The 23,572-nt window shown below is 41.5% G+C and carries 19 protein-coding genes; 8 read left to right on the forward strand and 11 right to left on the reverse strand.

The features are described from left to right. Nucleotides 1-143: 143 nt before the first annotated feature. From BDD43_RS09855 to BDD43_RS09895, 9 genes are all read right to left on the reverse strand, one after another. Nucleotides 144-1,733, reverse strand: a complete 1,590-nt coding sequence (locus tag BDD43_RS09855; protein WP_162847018.1) for a trypsin-like peptidase domain-containing protein — start codon at nt 1,731-1,733, stop codon at nt 144-146. Nucleotides 1,734-1,855: 122 nt separating this feature from the next. Continuing rightward, nucleotides 1,856-2,977, reverse strand: coding sequence for a TlpA disulfide reductase family protein (locus BDD43_RS09860; protein WP_121197518.1), 1,122 nt, complete (start codon nt 2,975-2,977; stop codon nt 1,856-1,858). A gap of 63 nt (nt 2,978-3,040) precedes the next feature. After that, nucleotides 3,041-4,171: a TlpA disulfide reductase family protein gene (locus BDD43_RS09865; protein WP_121197519.1), complete on the reverse strand. Its 1,131-nt coding sequence runs from the start codon at nt 4,169-4,171 to the stop codon at nt 3,041-3,043. A gap of 119 nt (nt 4,172-4,290) precedes the next feature. After that, complete coding sequence (locus BDD43_RS09870) at nt 4,291-5,169, reverse strand: hypothetical protein (RefSeq protein WP_147425602.1); 879 nt, start codon at nt 5,167-5,169, stop codon at nt 4,291-4,293. A gap of 19 nt (nt 5,170-5,188) precedes the next feature. Further along, nucleotides 5,189-6,712 (reverse strand): RagB/SusD family nutrient uptake outer membrane protein, encoded by a 1,524-nt coding sequence (locus tag BDD43_RS09875; RefSeq protein ID WP_162847019.1) that lies wholly within the window; start codon nt 6,710-6,712, stop codon nt 5,189-5,191. A gap of 13 nt (nt 6,713-6,725) precedes the next feature. Continuing rightward, entirely contained in the window at nt 6,726-10,343 is a 3,618-nt protein-coding gene (locus BDD43_RS09880; RefSeq protein ID WP_121197522.1) for a SusC/RagA family TonB-linked outer membrane protein, read from the reverse strand. A 29-nt stretch (nt 10,344-10,372) separates the two neighbouring features. After that, a complete protein-coding gene (locus BDD43_RS09885) occupies nt 10,373-11,506 on the reverse strand; it encodes a FecR family protein (protein ID WP_121197523.1) in 1,134 nt (377 codons plus the stop codon). A gap of 290 nt (nt 11,507-11,796) precedes the next feature. Beyond that, on the reverse strand, nt 11,797-12,378 hold the full coding sequence (locus BDD43_RS09890; protein ID WP_121197524.1) for an RNA polymerase sigma factor: 582 nt from the start codon (nt 12,376-12,378) through the stop codon (nt 11,797-11,799). Between the two features lie 248 nt (nt 12,379-12,626). Beyond that, entirely contained in the window at nt 12,627-13,301 is a 675-nt protein-coding gene (locus BDD43_RS09895; RefSeq protein WP_121197525.1) for a MarC family protein, read from the reverse strand. Nucleotides 13,302-13,610: 309 nt separating this feature from the next. Between BDD43_RS09895 and BDD43_RS09900 the strand changes: the two genes are divergently transcribed. Further along, on the forward strand, nt 13,611-14,588 hold the full coding sequence (locus BDD43_RS09900; protein ID WP_121197526.1) for a hypothetical protein: 978 nt from the start codon (nt 13,611-13,613) through the stop codon (nt 14,586-14,588). A gap of 91 nt (nt 14,589-14,679) precedes the next feature. On the opposite strand, the gene BDD43_RS09905 is transcribed toward BDD43_RS09900, so the two are convergent. Further along, nucleotides 14,680-15,606, reverse strand: a complete 927-nt coding sequence (locus BDD43_RS09905; protein ID WP_121197527.1) for a LysR family transcriptional regulator — start codon at nt 15,604-15,606, stop codon at nt 14,680-14,682. A 114-nt stretch (nt 15,607-15,720) separates the two neighbouring features. Here BDD43_RS09905 and BDD43_RS09910 point away from each other — a divergent pair, with 114 nt between their 5' ends. Together BDD43_RS09910 and BDD43_RS09915 are read left to right on the forward strand one after the other, a co-directional pair. Further along, the gene (locus BDD43_RS09910) at nt 15,721-16,839 is read left to right on the forward strand and encodes an alkene reductase (RefSeq protein ID WP_121201944.1); all 1,119 of its coding nucleotides are present in this window, start codon (nt 15,721-15,723) and stop codon (nt 16,837-16,839) included. A gap of 45 nt (nt 16,840-16,884) precedes the next feature. Beyond that, a complete protein-coding gene (locus tag BDD43_RS09915) occupies nt 16,885-17,979 on the forward strand; it encodes an alkene reductase (protein WP_121197528.1) in 1,095 nt (364 codons plus the stop codon). A 100-nt stretch (nt 17,980-18,079) separates the two neighbouring features. Here the strand turns inward: BDD43_RS09915 and BDD43_RS09920 are convergent, their stop codons facing one another. Beyond that, nucleotides 18,080-18,595 (reverse strand): antibiotic biosynthesis monooxygenase, encoded by a 516-nt coding sequence (locus tag BDD43_RS09920; RefSeq protein ID WP_121201945.1) that lies wholly within the window; start codon nt 18,593-18,595, stop codon nt 18,080-18,082. Nucleotides 18,596-18,833: 238 nt separating this feature from the next. On the opposite strand from BDD43_RS09920, the gene BDD43_RS09925 reads away from it, so the two are divergent. Genes BDD43_RS09925 through BDD43_RS09945 form a run of 5 tightly spaced genes read left to right on the forward strand, consistent with a single transcriptional unit; the run spans nt 18,834 to nt 23,570 of the window. Next, on the forward strand, nt 18,834-19,190 hold the full coding sequence (locus tag BDD43_RS09925) for a hypothetical protein (RefSeq protein WP_121197529.1): 357 nt from the start codon (nt 18,834-18,836) through the stop codon (nt 19,188-19,190). Between the two features lie 52 nt (nt 19,191-19,242). Further along, nucleotides 19,243-20,964 carry a ubiquinone-dependent pyruvate dehydrogenase gene (poxB, locus tag BDD43_RS09930; RefSeq protein ID WP_121197530.1) on the forward strand — a complete coding sequence of 574 codons (1,722 nt, stop codon included), beginning with the start codon at nt 19,243-19,245 and terminating at the stop codon, nt 20,962-20,964. A gap of 11 nt (nt 20,965-20,975) precedes the next feature. Then, complete coding sequence (locus BDD43_RS09935) at nt 20,976-21,209, forward strand: DUF2630 family protein (RefSeq protein ID WP_121201946.1); 234 nt, start codon at nt 20,976-20,978, stop codon at nt 21,207-21,209. A gap of 10 nt (nt 21,210-21,219) precedes the next feature. Then, entirely contained in the window at nt 21,220-22,293 is a 1,074-nt protein-coding gene (locus tag BDD43_RS09940) for an NADH:flavin oxidoreductase/NADH oxidase (protein WP_121197531.1), read from the forward strand. 11 nt (nt 22,294-22,304) lie between these two features. Then, a complete protein-coding gene (locus BDD43_RS09945) occupies nt 22,305-23,570 on the forward strand; it encodes an NAD(P)/FAD-dependent oxidoreductase (protein WP_121197532.1) in 1,266 nt (421 codons plus the stop codon). Nucleotides 23,571-23,572 lie beyond the last annotated feature (2 nt).

Raw genomic sequence — 23,572 nt, forward strand, 5'->3', positions numbered from 1 at the left:
TTCCGGAATAGCAAACAGTTAATTCCGTAACACTTTGACCATATTAATTTATTGATTATTAATTGCGATTTTCTTAATTGCTTACACAACTCGGTGCTCCAAAGCGCACGAAATAGCCTGGTCAAGCCTCCCGGAATATCCAATCATAACGATGATATCTTTGTTAATTGTGATATCAGAAAAGAGTAAATTGCTGTGTACGGTATGCCGATACTATTGACTCTGCTCAGCCTTGCAATATTGATTCCAACGAATTCACCCTTGGAATCAAAAACCGGTCCGCCACATTCTTTAGGTAGTATATGGCCATCGTGAACAAAAACATCATTAAAATCGTCGTTTCGTAGACTTGGACCGCCCTGAAAAAAGTCGGCTATATGCCTATTAAATACTTTTGATCTTTTCCCAATCACATCTTTTACTATGACAGCTTTACCATTTCTCAAAACACCAAATTCCACCTCGTCTCCCGGCCTTAAGCTATCTATCTTATTATGAAGACCGTTTAGCGAGTTTATATTTTGTTTGTTTAAAGATTGAACCACATCGCCTATTTGTAATGCAGAAGATTGGCTTGATGTATAATCGGAGTATCCTACTTTTATTTTACCGTTTACGTCAATAAACTTGATATCCAGAAAGCCTGCTGAAAAGCGCGGGACGTTGATTGAGTTTAAACCTAAAACACCAATACGGGTATTTAAACTATCCGATACAGAAACCAGAAAGCGCCCTTCATCTTCAACACTCGTTGTATTGGTAGTTTCGCGCCTCATCATGATTCCGCCGGGAAGATCATCGGCAGCAATCAGCACCAGATCGTTCGTTGCATCTCTGCCTATCACTTCTGCTTTTACGGATACTCCATTGATTAAATTTATTTGAGGATCATTCCCAACTATCGAACTTTTACTAATAATAAATTTTTTAGCGTTCACCGTAACGATGGTCCCCAAAGCATAAACTTTAAATTGCCCCCTACTGCTACTAATGTGAACACATACGTTTTTCTTGTCTTTTAACGCTTTGGCAATGCTGTTTTCAACTCCGTCTAAACCTTTAAACCCTTTATCTTGTTTACGGTAAAACGGCGTTTCTATGCTGTTGGAATCGGCAGGTATAAATCCTTTAGGAAAAGTTTGACCGGTTAGTAATAATCGCCAATATTTTAGGTAATTATCAACCGGGTTTTCCATGTTCTCGGTAAGCGACTTTCTGATGCGGCTATGTAAGGCTATCACATGCCCGCTCAAGTCAAAAAGAGCTCCGCCGGAATCTCCCGGTTCCATTAAGCAGGTAGTTTGGATCTTGCAGGAATCTGCCGTAGGATTGATAATATACCCCAGTCGTACCACGGGTCGAGAAAGTAAACTTAAGCTTGCAGGATAAGAAATACTCAAGCACGGCTGATTAATTTTTAAATCCTTTGATCTACCAATTTTGCAATAAGGCCATGAACCGGCACTATCAATTTTTATCAGGGCAGCATCTACAAATTGTACTCTGCCCAGAGCTGTGCCAATACATTTTTTTCCATTCGGAAATTGAATTGTATAGCCTTGGCCTGCAATCGTAGCATGAGCAGCAGTGAGTATATACCCATCCACCGTCACAACCACACCGCTAAAGCTCCCATTGTCGGTTTTCTTTAAAACCCGATCATAGGCAGATATTTTAACGCAAGCAGGACTAACTTCTTTAATTACTTTCTGGCAATCTTTTTCAAAAGACATGGGCACGTTGGATTGTGCCCATGTGAAAGATGCTGATTGTATCAAGATAAACAGACACAATAAACTATTTTTCAACATATAAATCTGCTTACAGGTATTCCATAATAAGTTTTTGTTAACTATTAGATCTTGTCAAAAATCTCGGCAAGCTTTTCATCAAGTTTTTCAGGGTCCACCTGTCCGGCATTATTGCCCTGACGGTCGATCAGGATCATTGCTGGCATTTGTTGCACACCATAGTATTTGGCAATCGGATCGTCGCCACCTTTTAACGATGATACCAAAATACCGCTAATTTGATGTTGCTCTGCTGCTCGAAGCCAATCTTCACGCTTTTTATCAAGCGATACAGCAATAATTTCAAACCCTTTGTCCTTATAGGCATCATACAACTTCTTCATTTTTGGAGCCATTCTGAGGCATGGCCCGCATGTAGAAGACCAGAAGTCTATAAGTACATATTTACCTTTATAGTCGGCTAATTTAACAGGCTTGTTATCCTTGGTGTTCTCAGCGAATTGAAAACCAGGATGTCCGATTTTCCGGTTCTCTATAGACGTAACTATATCTTTAACCGCAACTCCATAAGGGCCATTTTTCACTCTTGCCGATAGGCTGTTAAACTCTTTTTCTCTTTCCGCTACTGATAAAAAAGGTGCTCGTAAAGTTAAAATATAGCCAGCGATATCTTCATCAGGGTACTTCGTGGTTATATAGTCCTGTGCATGCTGCAGACTATCAAACTTAACCCTATAATGCGCCATAATGGAGTCCTTCTTAACCGAATCTTTACCAATTTTGCGTAAAGCATGAGAACGAGCCATATTGGCCAGCAACCCGGTCATAAACACGTGCAGCTTTTCCTGATAAAGTTGCTGGCTTAAATCGCCGCTAATTTTAACTGTACTACCAACTGATGATGCTGCATCATTGGTAACCTGTACAGTAGTTACGCCTGGGTACACCAGGAGCTCCTGCATGTAAGCGTGATTAAGACTAAGATAAACAGAACTAAAAAGTTTTGTAGCGGGTATGTTCAAGTCGGCTGTGCCATTAACAATATGTACAGAATCTAACTTAATTTCCAAACCATTTTCGGTACGGCTAAGTAAAACCTGTTTGCCATCCCCCCCTTGCCATTGCACCCTAACTTTGAATATTTTTTGCTGACCAAAACTGCTTATTGGCATCAATCCGAAGATAAAAAGTATGGCCAAAGCTAGATTTTTTTTCATTGTTTTCATATTTTTCTATTTAAAGATGTGTTTGTTAGTTATTGATATGCGGTGACCAAGAGCAGCCACCTATTAGTTGAATAATGAAGCCAATTTTTCCTGCAAGGCATCGCCGCGCAAGTTTTTGGCAATGATCTTGCCATCAGGGCCAACTAAGTAATTTTGCGGAATGCTACGTACCTGGTAAAGTAAGGCCGCTTCATTACTGCCACCTTTCAAATCAGAAACTTGGATAAACTGACTGAGGTGATCTTCTGCAATTGCTTTTAGCCATTGCTCTTTTGCGTTAGGGTTGTCAAGTGATACGCCCATCACCACAAAGTTTTTGTTTTTATATGTATTATACGCCTTTAAAACGTTCGGATTTTCTGCACGGCATGGCTTGCACCAACTCGCCCAGAAGTCAACTAAAACATATTTGCCTTTTAAGGAAGACAGTGCAATATCTTTTCCGGCAGTATCTGGCTGAGTAAAATCAGGTGCCAGGGCATTTACCTCAACATTCCTGTACTTATCAATTTCAACAACGGTTGATTTACCCAGTTGTGAATTTTTAATAGCGGGTGAAAGAGCATTAAATTGTGGTTCAATGATTTGACTTATAGATTTTGATGTGATATAAACTTGTAATATCAGCAAGCTCATGTAAGAGTTAGGATGTGATCTGATGTAATCAAAATCAATTTTCTCACACGCATCCGAAGCTGCTTTAAACTCGGTAGCATATTGCTTTTCAAAATCAGAAGCTTTGCCCTGCGCCTGATAATCTTTATAAAGCTTTTGTAAACTCGCTATTTTTAATTGGGCTGGCTCCTTCGCCTTTGCAATTTCGGCATAATCTATATTTAATGGTGTGCCGGTTGTTTTAGCATGGATAAGCGAATCGCTGGCAGATATATTTATGGTTCCTTCTTCAAGTATCAGGAATAATCTATCAGCCTTTGTTATCTGCCACATGTTCTCACCGCTATGTACCAGTAGCAAACTTGCATCTACAATATCGGCGGTTTCTCCCTTAAAGGCAAACAAACCATTATTTAATACGGCCGAATCCGTTTTAAAATTACCGGAGGAGGTAAGAAAAGTAAGGTAAGCTTTGTTTCGACTATCAAGCGTACCCACTTTACCTTCTATAATAAAATGTTGCTGCGCAATAACTGTAAATGAGCATACTGTTAAGATTGCTGTGATAAACTTTTTCATAAAAATTACAGATGATTATAAATTATTGGGTTCAATATTTCCGTGACGGCGTTGTTTGGGCAATAATTGGGTGATACAGCTATGCAATTGCTGTTAAAAAAAACCTCATAACTTATTTATTATTGCGGAAACGTAAATCCCAATGAAATTAAAGCTTGTTTTAAAAGTGCGTATTTAGTCATCACCAACGGGTAATTACCATATTTTGCGGCAAAATCACTTGCCGATAAAACCAACATTACGTTTAGATATTGCGAAACATCGGTAGCCTGCGACGGTAAAACATAATAAACTGACGGTGTAACCCCATTAGGTGCGAGCATACCATAAGCTTCTTCCGGTAAATAGGGAAGATAATAAGAGGTAAGCGTAGGACCATAAACAGCTTTATTGTAATATGCCGCACTAACGGCATAAAAGTTAGTAAGTAAAGACGTCTGACTGGCCAAGCTTCCGCTTAAAATAGATTTGAAAATGTCTCGTTTATAGGTTTTGATGGAGTCGGGTATCATGCTTCTGATCTGACCGATTTTGCCTATCACTACCGTATTCAGGCCTTGGTAAGTTGTCAGCATAACTTTGGTCTTTCCGTAGTAAGAAATGGAATAGGTAAAAACGGAATCGACTATAAAGATGGAATATGGTTTTAGCTTGGTTCCTAAAGCAGGAATGATTTGATCGCGAATAAAGGCTACCGCGGCAAGTTTATCATCCGTGCTTTTTGATAGCCTAAATGTAACTAAAGAATCTAAACTGGTTAAATGATACCCGATATTTAACCTGTTAAAAGGCGTTTTAGTCAAGGTATCATTATACAGCAAGGGTATTCCCGTTGAGGTATAAACCTGGTATATTTGATGATCAAGCGTACTGGATGAATTATCATATCTGGTAAATGGATCGGGCATATTAGGATCCACAACCAATGGGTTAGTCTTTTTGCAAGAAACCAGGCCAAGCATCCCACAAAGCAAAAAGAAGCTGATATATTTTTTCATTTTTATCGGTTTTAAAAAGTTAAAAAGTTCTGTTCTGGCGTGCCGGGTTCTGTACTAAAGCACCCTGATTAAATACAATGGCTGCTGCTGGGATGGGGATCAGATAATCCGGGTCACCGGGTACTAAGGTCAATGTTGCCTTCAAAAAAGGTGCACTGCCGTAAACTACATCAGAGTAGGTGTGCACAATGGTTTTTGTAAAGGGATACTTATTATTCACAGCGTATCGCTTTAAATCAAACCACCGGTGGCCTTCAAAGCAAAGTTCACGTCTTCTTTCATCCCTCACAAAGTTGATCAGGTTGGCATCGCTTAAGTTAACCGGGATATAATTCGCCGCCAAAAACCGCGACTTGCGCAAACTGTTGATGGCGGTATTAGCATCGGCAGTATTACCCAACATGGCCGCAGCTTCAGCTTTGTTGAGGTAAGCTTCGGCATTGCGCATAAAAAAATTATCGGCAAATACTTCAATAGGCTGTACGTTATAGGTATTTGAAATGTACATTTTGGTGTATCGGTATTTACCCAGGTTATCTTTCTCAAAAAAGGAGCTTAACCGTAAATCGGTAGGATCATACAAACTCATCAAATTGGGCGATGGTTGAAAAGTTTTGGGGAAGTTTTCGCTCATCAAAAAACACATCGCGTTACCCCCTTGTGTAAATACCGCCTCCGGCGAACTTGATGAAAAGAAACTGGTATGTGGCTGGTAACTGGCCAGATTGTATAGCAAGGGCTTTCTGGCTATTACCTTATCCGCGGCAGCGGCAGCGTTTGCCCAGTCTTGCATGTAAAGGTAAATCCTGCTTTGCAAAATATTAACAGCATTAACATCAACATGATAGATAGAACTTTGCGTTACACCCGTAAGCAGGGTTTCTGCATCTTTTAAATCTGTCACCATTTGCTGGTAAACGCTATCAACGGTTGACCGTGTGAAGAGGTTATCCTGAACAAACTCTGCAGTTTTTAAAGGTACGCCCGGATCTGTTTTGGCTGTAGCTGGATTATACGCTTTCGCATAGGTATTAACCATGTAAAAATAATAATTGGCCCGCAGAAACAACGCCTCGCCCCGTATTCGTTTCAGTTCGGCTGGATTATCTGACAAGGTCGTTGCCTGATAGGCTATTACATTACAGGCGTTAATATTAACATACACCTTTGCCCAGGTATCATCGGTGCCAACTACATACGTGTTGCTAACAAAGGGGTTAGCCTGCCAGGTGTAAAAGCCGAACACATCGTTACGTTGATCTGTATAGTAAGGCGATATTACAGCTTCGGTAATATCGTCATCCATGGCATTCAGCCAGGCAAAGTAAACCGGTGGAGCTTGATTTTTGTAGGATGTAGTTGGAATTGGCGGCAGGTAATGCGGCATATACCCCGTACCGTTCAATACCTCCTGAAGCTTTGTCCATGTGTTGGCATACTGCAGGCTTTGAGATTGTTCTGCAAGGAATTTTTTACACCCTGACGTCAACACGGATAGTAAAAGGATCAGAAATACCTGATGCCTAAATTTTAATACTTTCATAACAATAGTTTTTTTAGAATGAAACATCAATACCAAAAGAATATGTTGGGCGCTGCGGAAGCTGCACAGTATCATCAAAGCCGGTTTGCTCCGGATCTTGTCCGTTAAGGGCTTTGCTTGCGAATGTGTACAGGTTGATGCCTGATAATGTTACCGCTGCCGACTTAAATCCAATCCGCTTAATCAACCTATCCGGCAAGGCATATCTGAAACTCATCGTTTTTATCTTTAAAAAGTCGCCGCTTGCTACCCTGATATCCGATTGATCGTACATCTGCCACATGTTTAGCGCATATTGGTAAGTTTGTCCTGCGGAAGAATTAGTTAAAGTACTCGCGTATAATGTTCCCGGCAACAGTCCTGGTATATTAGTAGATACCTCATCACCGGGTTTGCGCCAACGGCTTAAAAACAGTAAGGGTACATTTTGCTCTGGCAATGGGGCCGCTGTTCCCGATAGATAAATTTGATTATCTGAACCGGTGTACAGCTTGCTTAAACGAATTTTAGAGCCTAAGCTATAAGCCAGGTTAAAGCTAAATGTGAAATTGCGATAACTAATATAGTTATTAATGCCACCCTGAAGCGTAGGCACACGATTTCCGGAAGCTGCTAATACCGTTTGGTATACCTGGTCTGGTGTTTCCTTTGCATAGATCAGGTTATCAGCTGCAGATACGTTTTTAAACGTGGGGTATCCAAGCTGATGGTTTAAACCATTAAACTGGTAAGAGTAAAAAACGTCTACCGGTTTTCCATTGATGATTTGTGATCCATTAAGGTAGTTTTGATAGGTGTTAGGGTTTGAAACACCAACAGACTGGTTTTGACCGTTATTATCGATAGCTTTGGCAAGCAGTTTATTAATAACCTGGCCCAGTTCAGGATCAACGCGCCATACAAAGCCTTTCCGTTCCTTGCTGGTTCCCAAATTGTTAATCGGTGTAAAGCTTAACAGTAATTCTATCCCTTTGTTCTCGATCGTTCCTGAGTTTACGACATATGTTGTCCTTCCATTTACATCACTTACCTGTTTATTCAAAAAAGCATTGGTTGTTTTTTTATTAAAATAGGTAATCGAACCATTGATCTTGTGAAACAATGCAAAATCTAATGAGAGGTTAAATTGTCCGGTTTTCTCCCAATTTAAATTGGGATTAGGATAAGATGAAATGGTAGAAGAATATTGACCGGTGATAGGGTCAAGAGTACCTTGTTTAATAATCAAATTTGGGGTAGCATTATCCAGTATATCTCCCTGGTAACCGTATGAAGCCTTGAGCGCCAACATATCAACACTTTCTGATTTTTTGAAAAAATCTTGTGTAATATCCCACCTGCCGGAGAGCGACCACGTTGGTAAGAATTTCTCCTGACTCGATGCGCCGAATTTGTTTGAATAATCGGTACGGGTATTAAAATTGAAAATGTATCGGTTGTTGAAGCTATAGGTACTTGAAAAATAACCGGATACAAGATTACTAAGGCTCTCCGTAATTTGATCTACGTTGGTTACATTGGCCCATTGCGCATAAGCCGGATACGTAACCGGGTTTACGGGAGCAAAAGAATCGCCCCTATCGGGCATAAACGCTCTTCGGGTAATATTAGATCCATTATAGCTGTTGGATGTTATTTCCGATCCGAGAATTAAACTTAAATTGTCTCTTTTTTTACGCCCTATTTGCTTGTTGTAATTAAGCTGGCCCCTAACCAGGTACGAGGCATTTAAAATATGGTTGGTGGTTAATTGTCCCCCATAAGGCAATAGAGTAGACAAAGGATTTGGCGTTACCCCAAATTCGCTTTGCCTCAGGCCTGCTGCGTAAAACGTATTATCATCATAACTGATTTTTTCGTCGGTATTGTTGCGGGAATAGGAAAGTAAAAATGTGCCATTCAAATCGCGGTTAAGTTTATAGTTTAGATCGGTACTTAAGTTCACACCTGAATTATCACTGATATCCTTTGAATGCTGCATTTCATTCAAAATGTTAAAATTGAAATTTTTGCCCGTAAAGAAATCCTGTCGGCCGTAGTAACTTAGCGAACCGTCGTCGTTATAGGCTGGTATGGCCCGGCTTGTGTTGTATGCGTATGATAATGCATTAACCGATGATGCCACGTAATTACGGGTTTCTATATTGTTTCTTAGGTTAATATCCCAGGTTAACTTAGGTGTAAGTTTGGCGTTCAGTTTTACAAAAATATTATATTGTTTTACCCCTTCGGTTTTAAGCGTGCCGGTTTGGGCCGCCTGGCCGATTGATGCGAAATAGCCAAGCTTATCAGTGCCCCCGGAAATACTCAAATCATTTTTGGTTGAGACAGCATTTTGGGTGATCACCTTAAACCAATCTGTATTATTTGATTCCAGTTTGTTTACTGCTTGCTGAAATTGATCGTAAGTGTAAAGCCCGGCATATAATTTACTAATTGCACCTTCGTATCCTACATAATTAATATTTGACGGGTAGGCTATACCGCTGGCTATAACATCTTTTGAGTAGTTTATACGCTCTGCAGAGTTCATCACGTTGATATTGTGATCGCTGTAGCTGGGACGGGCATTGAAACTAACCGAACTGCTGTAGTTAATTACAGATGGCCCTGCATGTCCCTTTTTGGTTGTGATCACAATTACTCCATTGGCGGCCCTGACACCGTACAGTGCTGTAGCAGAAGCATCCTTCAAAACATCGATCTGTTCAATATCAAACGGATTTAGTCCCGAGATGGAATTACCCAAACGGCTCACAAAATCAAGATCATTAATACTTTGAGGATCGACGCCTATCGGGTCGTTAACCACAACACCATCAACCACCCATACCGGATCGCGACTGGCTAAAACAGATGATGTTCCTCTGATGCGTATTTTAGGCGCCGCACCAACCTCGCCCGAATTATTCAGCACAAACATGCCGGGAACACGCCCTTCCAGCGCCTGATCAATAGAGAAGATACCGGGCACTAAAATATCTGCCGCTTTTAAAGTAGTGATGGCGCTGGTTAAATTTCGGCTGTCAATTTGCTGATAACCATCTGTAACCATTACCTCATTCAACTTATGATCAACCGCAGCAAGAATTATTTTTATTTTTTTGTTCTCTTCGCCAACTGTGTAGAAATAAGGTTTAAAGCCAATAAAAGAGATCAATAGCCTGTCACCTGTTACGGCTGTTATGGTAAACCGGCCTTTGTTATCGGCTGTTGTTGCCTTATTTTTAGTGTAAACCGATATAGTTGCTCCAGGCAAAGGGCTATCGGTTAACGAATCAACCACCATACCTTCTACAATGCCTGGCACTACATTGGTTTTGGCTCCTTTTGGTATGAGCATAATGGTTTTATTCTCAATAATAAAATCCACAGGCTGATCCTTAAATAACCGGCCCAGAAATTCTAACAGTGGCAAAGATTTTACATTTAAAGTAACAGGCTTGGCTTGTTTTAAAAGGTTTTCGGTATAAAATACCGAGTAACCCGTTTGTTGTTTAATATTGGTAAATACTTTTACCAGGGGAACATCCTTGCCCGAAAACGTGACTGATTGCGCTTTTGCAAACGAGCTAAAGAGCAGCACGATCAAGACAATAGATATCCTATAACAAAATGTCTTTGCTTTCATTTTTTAATCAATATTTAAAAGTTAGATGCTTATTTTGTAATCACAAGGCGCTTGCCTTGCTCCATCCTGTAGTGTATGTTCAACTTCGACAAGAAGAACAATACTTTTGAAAAATTAACATCACGCCCCATCTCGCCACCAAAACGGGTATCCGGTACGCCATCTTGGTATACCACTTCCACATCGTACCAGCGCGACAGCTGCCGCATTGCCTTATCAAACGGCAGATCCTGAAAACTAAATAAATTGTTTTTCCATGCCATTACCTGTTCAATATCGGCACCTTCAACTTTGTTTAAATAGACCGAACCTGACGGCAGGTGACCAACATTGGCCTGTTGCCCCGGCAATAACTTATCGGAAAGATTACCAGCCGTGATACGAATAGCTCCCTCAACAAGCGTGGTTTGCATAACTGGCTCGTTGGTATAGGCATTAATATTAAAATGCGTTCCTAAAACGGTTACTTCGGCACCTTGATTAATCTTCACTTTAAAAGGTTTCTGCGCATTCTTCGCTACCTCAAAGTAAACCTCCCCAGTAACTTCCACCTTACGCTCGCTTCCGTTAAAAACGGTTGGATAACGAATGCTCGACGCCGCGTTTAACCAAACATGTGAGCCATCAGGAAGAATGATTTGAAATTGTCCGCCGTTTGGGGTATTGATGGTATTGTAAGCAACGGCATCATTGTTGGTTGCATCAGCTTTGTAGCTAACTTCGCCATCTGTGCTTTTAATAATGGTTACTCCGGTTTGCTTGATAGTTTTCCCGCTTGGCTCGTCAGCCAGGTAAACCTTGGCACCATTTGATAAAGTAAGGATAGCCTTATTCCCGCCAGGCATTATGGCCGAAATTTCAGTTGGTGTTAAAACCTTGCTTTTTGCCCTATAAAAGTGAATTCCGGTACCAAATAGAATTAATATTGCAGCGGCGGCAGCAATACGTGTCCACATTTGTTTTACAGCGTTGTATGATATAGAGTCCCGCTCAATTCTATTCCATACATCATCAACCGATTTCTGAATTGCAGTATGCGGTACTTGCAATTCTTCATTTGGTTTCCATTGTAAATACCAGTTCTCAAGTATTGCAATTTCTTCTTCCGAACATTCGCCGGCTTTGTGCTTCAGAAGTAAATTTTGGAGTACATGTTTATCCATACTTGAGGGATTTTGATCAACTATACACTAAAGACGGTTAGCTGGAGCTTAACAGGTACGTTAAATTAAAAAAAAGTAAAATATTTATTAATTTTCCTTGCAGATAAACCACATTGTGCCTGAATCAATAAAAAAACGGGCAGAAAAACTTCTTTTTTTTTATAGTTGAATTAGTTTTGCCATTAAATTTGTTTGCTTTTCGCAAATCCGCATAAAAAATAAAGAAATTTAATTTAAATGGCCACGCACTTGGCCAAAACAAACCAATTTCCTAAAATTCTTAAAAAAAATCAGTGTAATTTAAAGATATAAATAATATATACAACAATTCCCAAACGCATTCTTAGTATTCTTAAGGCCCTGGTGATTTGTTTTGAAACAGTTTGCTCCGAAATTCCCAATTTTTCAGCAATTTCCTTATGATTTAAATTTTGTTTCCTGCTCAATAGAAAAACCTCACGCATTTTTTCAGGAAGTGCGGCAATTTCCTTTTCAATTATTTTAGCAAGTTCGCTTTCGCGTACCTTATGATCTGTAATGTAAGCGGATGCTACTAAGTTTAAATCAATAGAAGCCATATAAGCTGATTCAATCTTTTTGCGGCTAATCACATCAAATATCCTATTGCGTAACGCGGTATACAAATAACCCGACATGTGGTTCTTGATGTTCAGATCTTCCCGCTTGTTCCATAAATTAATGAACAGGTCGTGGATTACATCCTCTGCTTCTTCTGAGTTGGCGAGCCGTCTGTAAGCATGGACAAATAAAATACCTTTATACCGATCATAGATTTCTGCAAAAGCCAACCTATTGCTTTGCGTTAACAAAGCGGCCAAATCAGTATCTGTGAGTTTACTATAAATTGACATTAAGGGACTTTAATTCAAATATAATGATTTAACAGGTATTCAACACCACTTTAACATTAGGAATATTTCAAAATGCTTATTCAGATCAATATTTATATTCACTAAGCATGGCCCGAATCTTTGATTTTCCCCAGCTCATTGTTGACTGTTACCTTGAGATTAGGCAATCCATTTTTGATGTAATAAGAGGGGCTTGTAAATCTATATCAACTGCAATAACTTCATGAGCCTTAAAAACTGCAGTTGTACTATATATTAAAAAGGCTTTTTATACCTGTAAAAGCAATTTGGAGCCCTACACAGAATATCAAAAATGAAGTAATCCGGTTGAATATTTTTTCACCATTTGAACCCAGATATGCAACCAACACTTTGGTGTTCAGGTAAAATATATAGATAAGAACACACATGAAAATGATTGAAAGCAAAATAGCACCTGTATTGATAAGATAGCTTTTCATATCGGGTGAGGCACTGTGCGCGCTAAGTGTAAACAGTACAGAAATGGTACCCGCCCCTGTGGTAATGGGAAAGGTGATTGGATAAAATAATTTATTTTCTATGGTATCGAAACCGGATGGCTTTATACCATCAGGAAGATCGTCTTGCGGGTTGTCATCCTGCTTGTCTGATGAAAGAAACTCCCAACCCATTTTGGAAATCATTATGCCCCCGGCCAGTTGAATAACCGGAATGGAAATACCAAATAATTCTAATATCCAATGACCTGCAAATAACGACACGGTACATATAAAAAAAGCATAGATCGTAATTTTATTAACCGCCCTCCGCTTTTCAGCCTTATCAAGATGAGCAAAATATGGTAGAATGATTAATGCTGACCCTATGGGATTCACTACCGGGAATAAGGCAATAATACCCAAGAATAGCAGGTGGATAAATGGATGGAAAATTGCAGGCATCTTGAAAAATAATACTATTACGGGTAAATACAATAACAAAAGACAACTTGATCTCTAAGGCGTTCGGTTGGCTAACTTGGTTCTCTCATAAGCAAAAGCTTTTATGGAATTCGTAGGATTTATATTGGGATTCGGTTAAGATGAACAAGGCTTTTGACCCCAGCAAATATTTATCACCATATATTCTCGAAGCATATTCAACGACACTTTTTGCCTTCTCAACGAATAGGATTATCAACCCAGAATGATCCCTCATTAACTTTATGCAAAAGAAGAATTTGTACAAAGTGCAAATTAAACAATTTCAACATGAAAAATAAAAACCAACTGTTTGCCACTTCAGTTTTATTAATGGGACTCTCATCTCTATTTACGGGGTGTACAATATCCAAAAAAGCAGAAAACTTACGGCTGATTATGAAGGACGATTATTGTATTTCAAACATAAATGCAGAGTTTACAGAAATTAGACCCTCATTTATTAACCCTGATTCCTTATTTAAAAATGATTCGTTATTAAGCAACAATCTTACCAGGAAAGAAATTCTGGTAGCGAATGCTACAGGAATGGTACCCCTTATCAAAAAACTGTTTGTAAATCAAAATGACTCGTCTGCTAGGACAAGGGTTAGGAGACTGGAGTTAAGACACCAACTACAGGACCAAATATGGAGGGTAAAAACGGTTTTCGATGAACTGTCATCTGAGCTGAATTGTGAAACCGAAAGGACGAAAAGAGCCGCAGGGTACTTGGATGGGTATGAAAAAAAGAGAACTAATAATTTAACTATAGGAGCCATATTCGCTGGTTCGGCAACTACAGTGGCACCGGTTTTCGTAAAAAGCAGCACACCTCAAAATACGATCGTTATCGGGGGAGCCATTGTATCGGCCTATTTGGGTGCTAAACTCCTGCAATCAGGACATAATAAAATAGCGTTTACCTATGAAAGAAATCTGCTATCTGATGTTTGGACCGAGCCGCGGGTTTCCAGTCAATACCCCGAATTTATATGGCAGCTAATGAACGGAAACGAGCTTAACATAGGCAATAACAACCTATCTGTACAGCAAAACATAAAAAAAAGATGGTTGGGGATTGAGTTAAACGGTGCCAGTAGCCAAACGCTCGATCTGCTGTTTAAGAAAGGAGGAAGCTACTCAGAGGATGATTTACAAACCCGTGCAGTACTATTGAGTCAATTAGAAGCATCCGTAAGCTTATTAAACTCGAATGTTCAATCTTGTCTGTTATCGATTCAGCGAAAGCTAAATGCTATAAATTAGCGCACAGAAAAAATTACAGGTTTAAAAGCTTAGTTCCTGAAAAAAATACTGACTTTAAATTTCACTCGCTATTTGTATTGATTTCTGTATTTCAATTACTTACGTTCGATAGTTCGCCAAATCGTTCTTTTTCCTTGAATATATTTTTGATGGTGTTAATCTCATCCCGGTAAATGGTATTTTTCCTTGTGCCAAAGTACAGGGTGTTTTCAATCGGCACATCTCCGTCCCAAAACAACCTGATTGATCCTGAAACGAGTTCCTCTCTGCAAAGGAAATCAGGTATTACAGAAAATCCCTGGTTTCCTGATAAACAGCGCACAATAGAACAAACATTGGGCACTATAAAATTTGGCCTAAAGTCGATATGATGTTTGAAGTTAAGTTGCCAAAAACGTTTTAAATATTCCGTATCAGCAGATGTGCTGTACCAGAGCTGTTTCTTTAACAATATCTCGGCCTCTGCATTTTGATGTTTACGGAGTAAGTTGTCAATTAATACGGTGTCGGTTTCTGATCCGCAGATCATTACGATGCGTTCTGTACCGAAGGGCTCGTAGTTTACAACTTTATCATTCCCCTTTTGCGGGGTGATGATCAAATCAAGCAACCCGCTTTCCAGGTCGTGTAACATTTGCCCGTATTCTCCGAATTTAATGATTACATTAAATGGTAAGGCGGGTATGTATTTTTCCAAAATGAATTGAAATGTTTCGAAACACATTCCGATACTGATGGTAACTCGATCTTCTTTGGCGCTTTTATGGAAAAGTTCTTCGACGAGCTCCAGTTTGTTAACGGCATCAAAAATAGCGTTATACAAAACTTTGCCACGTTCTGTAGGTACCATCCTTTTGGCCGATCTTTCAAATAATTTATATCCTGTGTAGGATTCCAATGTATGGAGGTGCAGGCTTACTCCAGGCTGTGAGATGAACAACATTTCTGCTGCGCCGGTTAACGTTCCCTTTTCATATATTGCCTTAAATGTTCGCAGCCATTCAATATCTAATCTCATCTTTAATTATCATTATTATGATACAAATGTATTAATTAGCTTATTTTAATTATAGTTAACGATTGGCGAAATTTGTTGCCGATTCCGCTAAAGGGATTCACTAACAATAAAGTTATGCTTTTTAGTAAATACCAAATGGGACAATATGATCTGAAGAACAGGATAGTAATGCCGCCCATGACCAGGTCAAGAGCCGCTAAAGGAGAAATTGCTACCCCATTGATGGCGAAGTATTATAGCCAACGTGCATCGGCTGGTTTAATTATTTCTGAAGGTACCCAAATCAGTAAACAAGGACAAGGTTATGCATGGACACCTGGGATTTTCAATACGGAACAAATTGCCGGCTGGAAACTGGTAACCGAAAGTGTACATCAAAACGGCGGATTGATTTTTGCACAATTATGGCACGTGGGGCGCATTTCGCACGTTACGTTGCAGGAAAACGGCGCGCAGCCGGTTGCTCCCTCGGCGATACTTGCAGATGGGGTGAAGGTTTTTTTAGATGGATCGGGAAATGGGCCAGGCGCAGGAGCCGGAGAAATGGTACAGCATTCGATGCCCCGTGAGTTGACCGTCTCTGAAATTAAGAAGATCATTCAAGAATACGCGCAAGCCGCAAAAAATGCGATAGCAGCAGGGTTTGATGGCATTGAATTACATGGGGCCAACGGATACCTGATTGAGCAGTTCATAGATTCGGAAACAAATTTGCGCACGGATGAATACGGTGGAAGCATTGCGAACAGGCTGCGATTTCTTGAAGAGGTAGTAACAGCAGTAGCCAATGCCATTGGCCCGGAAAAAGTGGGCGTTAGGCAGGCTCCTTTAACAACGCTGATGGGCGCCCGGGATGCTACGCCAGAAATCACTTACATAGAGGCTGCCAAGATTCTCAATAAAATAGGGATTGCGTACATACATATTGCTGAAGCAGATTGGGATAATGCACCAATGATGCCGATAGCTTTCAAACAAGCCTATAGGGACGCTTTTAATCATACCTTAATTTATACTGGTAAATACACTGTTGAACGTGCTGAAGCAGCTCTTTCGGCGGGATGGGCTGATTTAATATCTTTTGGGAGGCCATTTATTGCCAATCCGGATTTGCCTTACCGTTTAAAGAATGGGTTGCCGTTGAATGAGCCTTACCGGAAATTTTTCTTCGGTGGCGGAGCCAAAGGTTACACCGACTATCCTACCTGGATCGCCGATAATCCAAAATCCTGATCGTCAATCTATTTAATCATATTACCAGCTATTTAACTTTAACAAATGCAATTATTTGAAAAATTCACTTTGGGCCAATTAAGCCTGATTAATCGCGTCGTCATGGCTCCAATGACCAGGGCGCGTAACCCTGATAGCATCCCTAACGCAATGAATGCTAAATATTATGCCCAACGTGCAGGTACAACAGGTGCAGGGTTGATTATTACCGAGGGCACGGCTATATCGCCAACTTCAATGGGGGTATTGCATATACCGGGATTGTTTAACGAAGCCCAGGTCAATGGATGGAAACTGGTTACAAACGCTGTCCACGATAAGGGCACTAAAATATTTACCCAACTCTGGCATGTTGGCCGTGTATCGCATGTAACCAATCAACCGAATGGAAAATCACCCCTTGGCGCATCAAATATCAGGGCATCAAATTCTTTTGCCTGGGGATATGACGAAGATGGAAAAGAAGCTTTTGTCAATTGCTCAATACCTCGTGCTTTAAATACCGAAGAGGTCGGCGTTGTAGTTAACGATTTTGCAAATGCCGCAAAAAATGCTGTCGAAGCCGGGTTTGATGGAATTGAACTGCACGGCGCAAATGGCTATCTTATTGAACAATTTTTAAACCCGGCTATCAATAACCGTAATGATATTTATGGAGGTAATGTAGTTAACAGATGCCGGTTTTTGTTAGAATGTATAGATGCCTGCATTAAAGCGGTAGGTAAGAGCAAAGTAGCCATTCGGCTGACGCCATATGGAGGCCTGCATGAACTGCCGCACTATCCTGAAATTGAGGAAACTTATACTTACCTGGCTAAAGAACTGAGTGAGCGCGGTATCATATTCATACATCTCATGGATCAGAAATCCAGGGGGAGTTTCGCATTACCGGAAGGATTTCTAAACAGGTTTCGTAATTGGTTTAAAGGTTCAATTATTTTAACAGGAGGGATAGACAAAGCAAAAGCTGAAATTTTAATAGCGGAAAACTTTATAGATCTCGCTGGTTTCGGGGAATCATTTATTGCCAATCCGGACTTTACGTATCGTCTAAAACATGACCTGCCTTTGAATGAACCGGATAGACGACTTCATTATGGAGGTGCGGAGCACGGCTACACCGACTACAAGGCCTATTAACAACAGTATACTAATTCCTGCATTTAAAGGAAAAGAGAAGTTTACAAGTGTACATTGAAGCAAGTTGGTGTAACTGTTACCTTAATATTTATCGACGGGATTATCTGAGCCATTTCTTCAGGATATGGGTAAGCCTTGGCATCACTATCCAGGTTAAAATACCTACCATAACCGCAGCGATAATGAACAGGCGAATAATTAAAGGAAGATCCTTTATAAAAGGGCCAATGGATAAATTGAGAAAAATACTGGTTGGAAAAACCTTGCAAAGAGTAACCAGCGCCATTTTCCATCGCGGCGGTGCTGAAGCTGACCTAAACCATGCCTCAAGGCCGTTTAACTCCAGGTAAACAGGCTCTTCTGTTATCGTTGATGCATATTCTTCCCATTTTCTAAAATGTTCGGAATGATAAAAGGCATCCCGCTCCGCCTTGTTTTTGAAGGTACGCAATATGCCAATCTCCCGGTCGGCATCACCATCGGGGCCAGATATGATGCTGGCGCCGTGTACCCCGTCGTGCCGGAACGATTCGCCCATAAATTGTTGGAGAGCGTCTTTAAACTCTTGCTCTTTACCGGGCAAAACTTTACGTGTAATGGCCACATGAATTGGCATCTGCTTAATTTTTTGATCAAATATAAGAAACAGCCGGTATTGTAGCCTCTGTAGGAAGCCTTTGTATGGCTGGCTTTTCACCCATACCTCTCCGCCGTGTGCTTCAATGCTTTAAGCTCAACAGCCCATTTCTTGTTTTCAACGACTGTATTTCCTTATTCGACGAAAGCGATATTGATTTTTTTGATTACGGCGCTAATTTTAGAATATAATTAAACAACATTAAAACATAGTCGCCATGAAAGCATTAGCATTGCCACCTCACATCTCCTTTGTACACACAAAAAATAAACGTGTAAAAAAATCGGTTCAAACGGATACTGAAGTTAAACGGGAAATAGTTTCAAAACCAAAGTCAGCCGGGAGTTGGTTCAACGCCGAGGCACCGGAAAATCTGACTGTGAAAGAATCGGTCATCAGGGCTGCTTTTGTGATGACCATGCCCATGTTATCCGCTATCGACTGGACTTACGGCACACATACTTTGTATTTTATAGCCCCGGCTATATTTTACCTGGAAGTTACAGCCTTTACCATGAGTTGCCCCATCAAAGCGTTTTTTAGTAATGATAGCCATCCTCCACGATTTGAGTAAATATCAGGATCCGCTTACCTAAATAGGCATACACTTTAAAAGTTGAATTATCATGTCACAAACCATAGCATCAAAATTAGTAGAGATACTGGAACACGCCGGTGTAAAACACATACATGGCGTAGTGGGCGATTCGCTCAACGGAATTACCGATGAACTGCGCAAATCAGGTAAAATAAAATGGATCCACTACCGTCATGAGGAGGCAGCAGCATTTGCCGCGGGCGCAGAAGCGCAATTGACAGGTAGATTAGCGGTTTGCGCGGGCAGCTGTGGCCCGGGCAATATGCACCTGATAAACGGATTGTATGATGCGCATCGCAGTAATGCACCAGTATTAGCCATTGCCGCACAGATACCCAGCGAGCAAATAGGCACCAGCTATTTTCAGGAAACCAGGCCCGAGGCATTGTTTCGCGAGTGCAGTTATTATTGCGAAACTATTGCTTCCGCCAAGCAAATGCCAAGGGTATTGCAAATAGCTATTCAAACAGCTGTTAGCCTAAAAGGGGTATCGGTAGTGAGCTTATCAGGAGATGTGGCCATACAGTCAATTGACAACGACGAACTGGAGCATCCGTTGTTTTTGAACCGCCCGGTTACCCGACCATCAGATACCGACCTTAATGTACTGGCAAAGCTCATCAGCCAGGCTGAAAAGATAACGCTGCTGTGCGGCGCAGGCTGTGCCGGCGCGCATGATGAGTTAATTACACTGGCAGGGATGCTTTCATCACCTACGGTACACGCGCTTCGCGGGAAAGAATATGTTCAATATGACAACCCTTTTGATGTGGGCATGACCGGGCTGATCGGGATGGCATCCGGCAACCACGCGGTAAAGAACTGCGACTTGCTGTTGATGCTGGGCACCGATTTTCCATACAAGGAATGGTATCCCGATGGTGCAAAAATTGTTCAGATCGATATCAGGCCCGAACGTTTGGGCAGGCGCTGCAAACTGGACTTAGGGCTTACAGGTGATATTGGTGAAACCATCAAGGCCCTAATACCATTGGTAAAAGCCAAAACCGATACCTCATTCCTGAAAGACTGCCAGGCCCGATATAAGCAAAACCGAAAGAATCTTGATAAACGCGCCGCAGGTGAAACCGGGAGATTAATACATCCCGAATACCTCACCAAAGTTTTAAGCGACCAGGCAGAACCAGATACCATATTCACCGCCGATGTAGGTACCCCTACGGTTTGGGCGGCCAGGTATCTGGATATGAAAAAAGGCAGAAGGCTGATCGGATCGTTTAACCACGGCTCTATGGCCAGCGCCATGCCTCAGGCTATTGGCGCGCAACTTGCGTTTCCAGAAAGGCAGGTGATCTCCCTATCCGGCGATGGAGGTTTTGCGATGATGATGGGCGATATCCTGACCATCTACCAGTATGATCTCCCGGTGAAACTGATTATTTATAACAATGGTTCGTTAGGCTTTGTAGCCATGGAGATGAAGGTAATAGGTATGCCGCCGTTTGGTACCGAACTTAAAAACCCCGATTTCGCAAAAATGGCAGAGGCAATTGGCATAATGGGTATACGCGTAGAAAATTCAGAAGATTTACCGGGTGCGGTAGCAAAGGCTTTGGCGCACAAAGGACCGGTTTTGATAGATGTGTTAACCAACCCAACAGAACTGGCCATGCCGCCGCAGATAAATTTTGACGAAGCAAAGGGTTTTGGTATTTATATGTTAAGGCAAACGCTTTTAGGCGATGGTGGCGAGGTTTGGGATACATTAAAAACAAATTTCTTGAAATAAATAAAAAGATCATGGAAGACTTGCAAATATTAAAACACCTGAAAAACTTAACTGACAGGGAAGAAAAACTTTGGGTTAAAGAAAACCTTACTGATGAGGAAGTAGCCCAACTGCATCAAATAAAGCTGGAGCTTGACCAACATTGGGACTTACTTAGGCAAAGAAGAGCCTTGCGTGATGCTGGTGAAAACCCCGACAAAGCCGAGATCCGCGATATCGACACTATTGAAAATTACAAAAATTAAAGCGAAAACCATGGCAACTCTCAATTTATTCAGCCCACTCCAAATTAGGGGTATGACATTAAAAAACAGGATAGCGGTATCGCCCATGCAGCAATTTAGTGCCGTTAACGGCAAAGTTGGGCACTGGCACATGGTTCATTTGGGCAGCCGGGCCGTGGGTGGTGCCGGTCTGATTATAACCGAAAGCCTTTCCGTTAATAAAGAAGGACGTAGTACCCACTATGATGCTGGCTTATGGAACGACGGACAGATAGCCGGCTGGCGCACCATAAACAAATTCATCCATGAACAGGGTGCCAAAACTGCCGCCCAGATAGCCCATTTTGGCAGCAAGGGCAGCCGGTCGCATCCTAATGACGGCTTGCAGTACCTAACGCCCGAAAACGGCGGCTGGCTAACCAAAAGTTCATCGGCCGTTGCGCCTTTTAACAACATGAGCCTTCCGAAAGAACTTTCATTACGGGGCATTCAAAAGATCAGGAAAGACTTTTCCACAGCCGCGTTACGGGCGGTAGCGGCAGGTTTTGACGCTATTGAACTGCACGCCGGGCACGGCTATCTTTTTCACCAGTTTTATTCAAATATCATTAATCAGCGCACCGATAAGTATGGCGGAAGTTTTGAGAACCGCATCCGCCTGTTGGTAGAAACCGCTGAAGAGATCAGACGGATCATCCCGCAAACCATGCCTTTACTGGTACGCCTATCTGCTGTAGATTATTTGGAAGACGAAAGAGCCTGGAAAATAGAAGATAGCGTTATTCTGGCCGGTATATTGAAACAAATAGGTGTAGACCTGATCACGGCTTCGGCAGGAGGTTTCGTGTTTTTGGATAAAGCAAGGGTTTATCCCTCGTACCAGGTCCCCTTTGCCGAAAAGATCAAAGCCGAAGCAAGTATCCTAACCGGTGCCGTTGGCGCCATCACCGAAGCTGCACAAGCTGATGAGATCATCGCATCCGGAAAAGCCGACCTGGCCATCATGGCTCGCGAATTTTTAAGAGATCCTTATTTTCCGCTGCACGCAGCTAACATACTGGGGGCAAAGGTTGATGTTCCATTTCAATATAAAAGGGCCTTTTAAATTGTAAAGCTATGGAAACAACTAAAGCAGTGTTAAATACCGTAAAAGTTTACGGCACCATGGAATCCGGCGAGGCCTACATTATCAGAGATTTCTTAAAGCGCAGCGTAGCTACTTTTGACTGGATACCGGTGCCTGATATTAATACCTTACAGCATCTGGTAAAAGAACCGCTACCCGACTACGTAAATTTGCCGGTAGTTGAATTGCCGGGTGGGAAACTTTTGTTTGATCCTTCTATTGAGTCTATCGCCTTAAACCTTGGATGGATTACTAAGCCTAAGCATAAAGAATACGATGTGTCAATCTTCGGTGCCGGCCCGGCCGGCCTTAGTGCCGCGGTATATGCAGCGTCAGAAGGTTTGCGTACCGTGTTGGTGGAACGCGAAGCTATCGGTGGGCAAGCCGGCACCAGTTCGCTTATTGAAAATTATCTGGGTTTCCCCAACGGATTAAGCGGGGCCGAGTTGGCTGAACGCGCGCGGCAGCAAGCTGTAAAATTTGGTGCCGAAATACTGTTAATGCGTAGCGGCGTTAATGCCAGTTTTATTGATAGTAAACTGCATGTAGACCTTGTAGATGGTAGTAAAATTATTGCCAAGGCCAATATTTCGGCTACCGGTGTAGCGTATAGTCGGCTTAATTTGCCCCAAGAAGACCACTATCTGGATAAAGGTATTTACTATGGCGCGGGCTCTAGTGAGGTGTTGCTTTGCACCAACGAACATGTTTTTATTGTTGGCGGCGGCAACTCTGCCGGACAGGCTGCCCTTAATTTTTGCAAATATGCAAAAAAGGTAACGATGGTTATCCGCCGCAGTGATCTTGCTTCTACACTATCGTTTTACCTGCTTAACCGTATTAAAAATAAGAAAAATATTGAGGTTCTTTTTAATTCGACCATAACTGCATTAAGTGGGGATAACACGTTAAAAGAAATTAGTGTAACAGATAATCTTAATCAAACAGTAGCGGTTTATTCAACCCGCTTTGTATTTGTATGTATTGGCGGCAAGCCCAATACAGCCTGGGCAAAGGACACGCCTATAGTACGTGATGAGGCTGGTTACCTGGTAACGGGTACAGATTTGCATGAACCATCCTTTAAAAGCAAATGGTCCAATTCATTTACACCAGCCTTTTTAGAAACCAGCGTCCCTGGCTGCTTTGCTGCCGGCGATGTCAGGCATAACTCCATTAAACGGGTAGCCTCAGCCGTTGGCGAGGGGGCTATGGCCGTAACTTTTGTATATAGATATTTAACTAAAAATTATTAGAA

Source organism: Mucilaginibacter gracilis, from assembly GCF_003633615.1.
Taxonomy (GTDB): Bacteria; Bacteroidota; Bacteroidia; order Sphingobacteriales; family Sphingobacteriaceae; genus Mucilaginibacter; species Mucilaginibacter gracilis.

Bases quoted from the DNA above. Each gene is read 5' to 3' on its own strand.
- BDD43_RS09855 (WP_162847018.1), bottom strand. From the start codon at position 1,733: ATGTCTTTTGAAAAAGATTGCCAGAAAGTAATTAAAGAAGTTAGTCCT.
- BDD43_RS09860 (WP_121197518.1), bottom strand. From the start codon at position 2,977: ATGAAAACAATGAAAAAAAATCTAGCTTTGGCCATACTTTTTATCTTC.
- BDD43_RS09865 (WP_121197519.1), bottom strand. From the start codon at position 4,171: ATGAAAAAGTTTATCACAGCAATCTTAACAGTATGCTCATTTACAGTT.
- BDD43_RS09870 (WP_147425602.1), bottom strand. From the start codon at position 5,169: ATGAAAAAATATATCAGCTTCTTTTTGCTTTGTGGGATGCTTGGCCTG.
- BDD43_RS09875 (WP_162847019.1), bottom strand. From the start codon at position 6,712: ATGAAAGTATTAAAATTTAGGCATCAGGTATTTCTGATCCTTTTACTA.
- BDD43_RS09880 (WP_121197522.1), bottom strand. From the start codon at position 10,343: ATGAAAGCAAAGACATTTTGTTATAGGATATCTATTGTCTTGATCGTG.
- BDD43_RS09885 (WP_121197523.1), bottom strand. From the start codon at position 11,506: ATGGATAAACATGTACTCCAAAATTTACTTCTGAAGCACAAAGCCGGC.
- BDD43_RS09890 (WP_121197524.1), bottom strand. From the start codon at position 12,378: ATGTCAATTTATAGTAAACTCACAGATACTGATTTGGCCGCTTTGTTA.
- BDD43_RS09895 (WP_121197525.1), bottom strand. From the start codon at position 13,301: ATGCCTGCAATTTTCCATCCATTTATCCACCTGCTATTCTTGGGTATT.
- BDD43_RS09900 (WP_121197526.1), top strand. From the start codon at position 13,611: ATGAAAAATAAAAACCAACTGTTTGCCACTTCAGTTTTATTAATGGGA.
- BDD43_RS09905 (WP_121197527.1), bottom strand. From the start codon at position 15,606: ATGAGATTAGATATTGAATGGCTGCGAACATTTAAGGCAATATATGAA.
- BDD43_RS09910 (WP_121201944.1), top strand. From the start codon at position 15,721: ATGCTTTTTAGTAAATACCAAATGGGACAATATGATCTGAAGAACAGG.
- BDD43_RS09915 (WP_121197528.1), top strand. From the start codon at position 16,885: ATGCAATTATTTGAAAAATTCACTTTGGGCCAATTAAGCCTGATTAAT.
- BDD43_RS09920 (WP_121201945.1), bottom strand. From the start codon at position 18,595: ATGCCAATTCATGTGGCCATTACACGTAAAGTTTTGCCCGGTAAAGAG.
- BDD43_RS09925 (WP_121197529.1), top strand. From the start codon at position 18,834: ATGAAAGCATTAGCATTGCCACCTCACATCTCCTTTGTACACACAAAA.
- poxB (WP_121197530.1), top strand. From the start codon at position 19,243: ATGTCACAAACCATAGCATCAAAATTAGTAGAGATACTGGAACACGCC.
- BDD43_RS09935 (WP_121201946.1), top strand. From the start codon at position 20,976: ATGGAAGACTTGCAAATATTAAAACACCTGAAAAACTTAACTGACAGG.
- BDD43_RS09940 (WP_121197531.1), top strand. From the start codon at position 21,220: ATGGCAACTCTCAATTTATTCAGCCCACTCCAAATTAGGGGTATGACA.
- BDD43_RS09945 (WP_121197532.1), top strand. From the start codon at position 22,305: ATGGAAACAACTAAAGCAGTGTTAAATACCGTAAAAGTTTACGGCACC.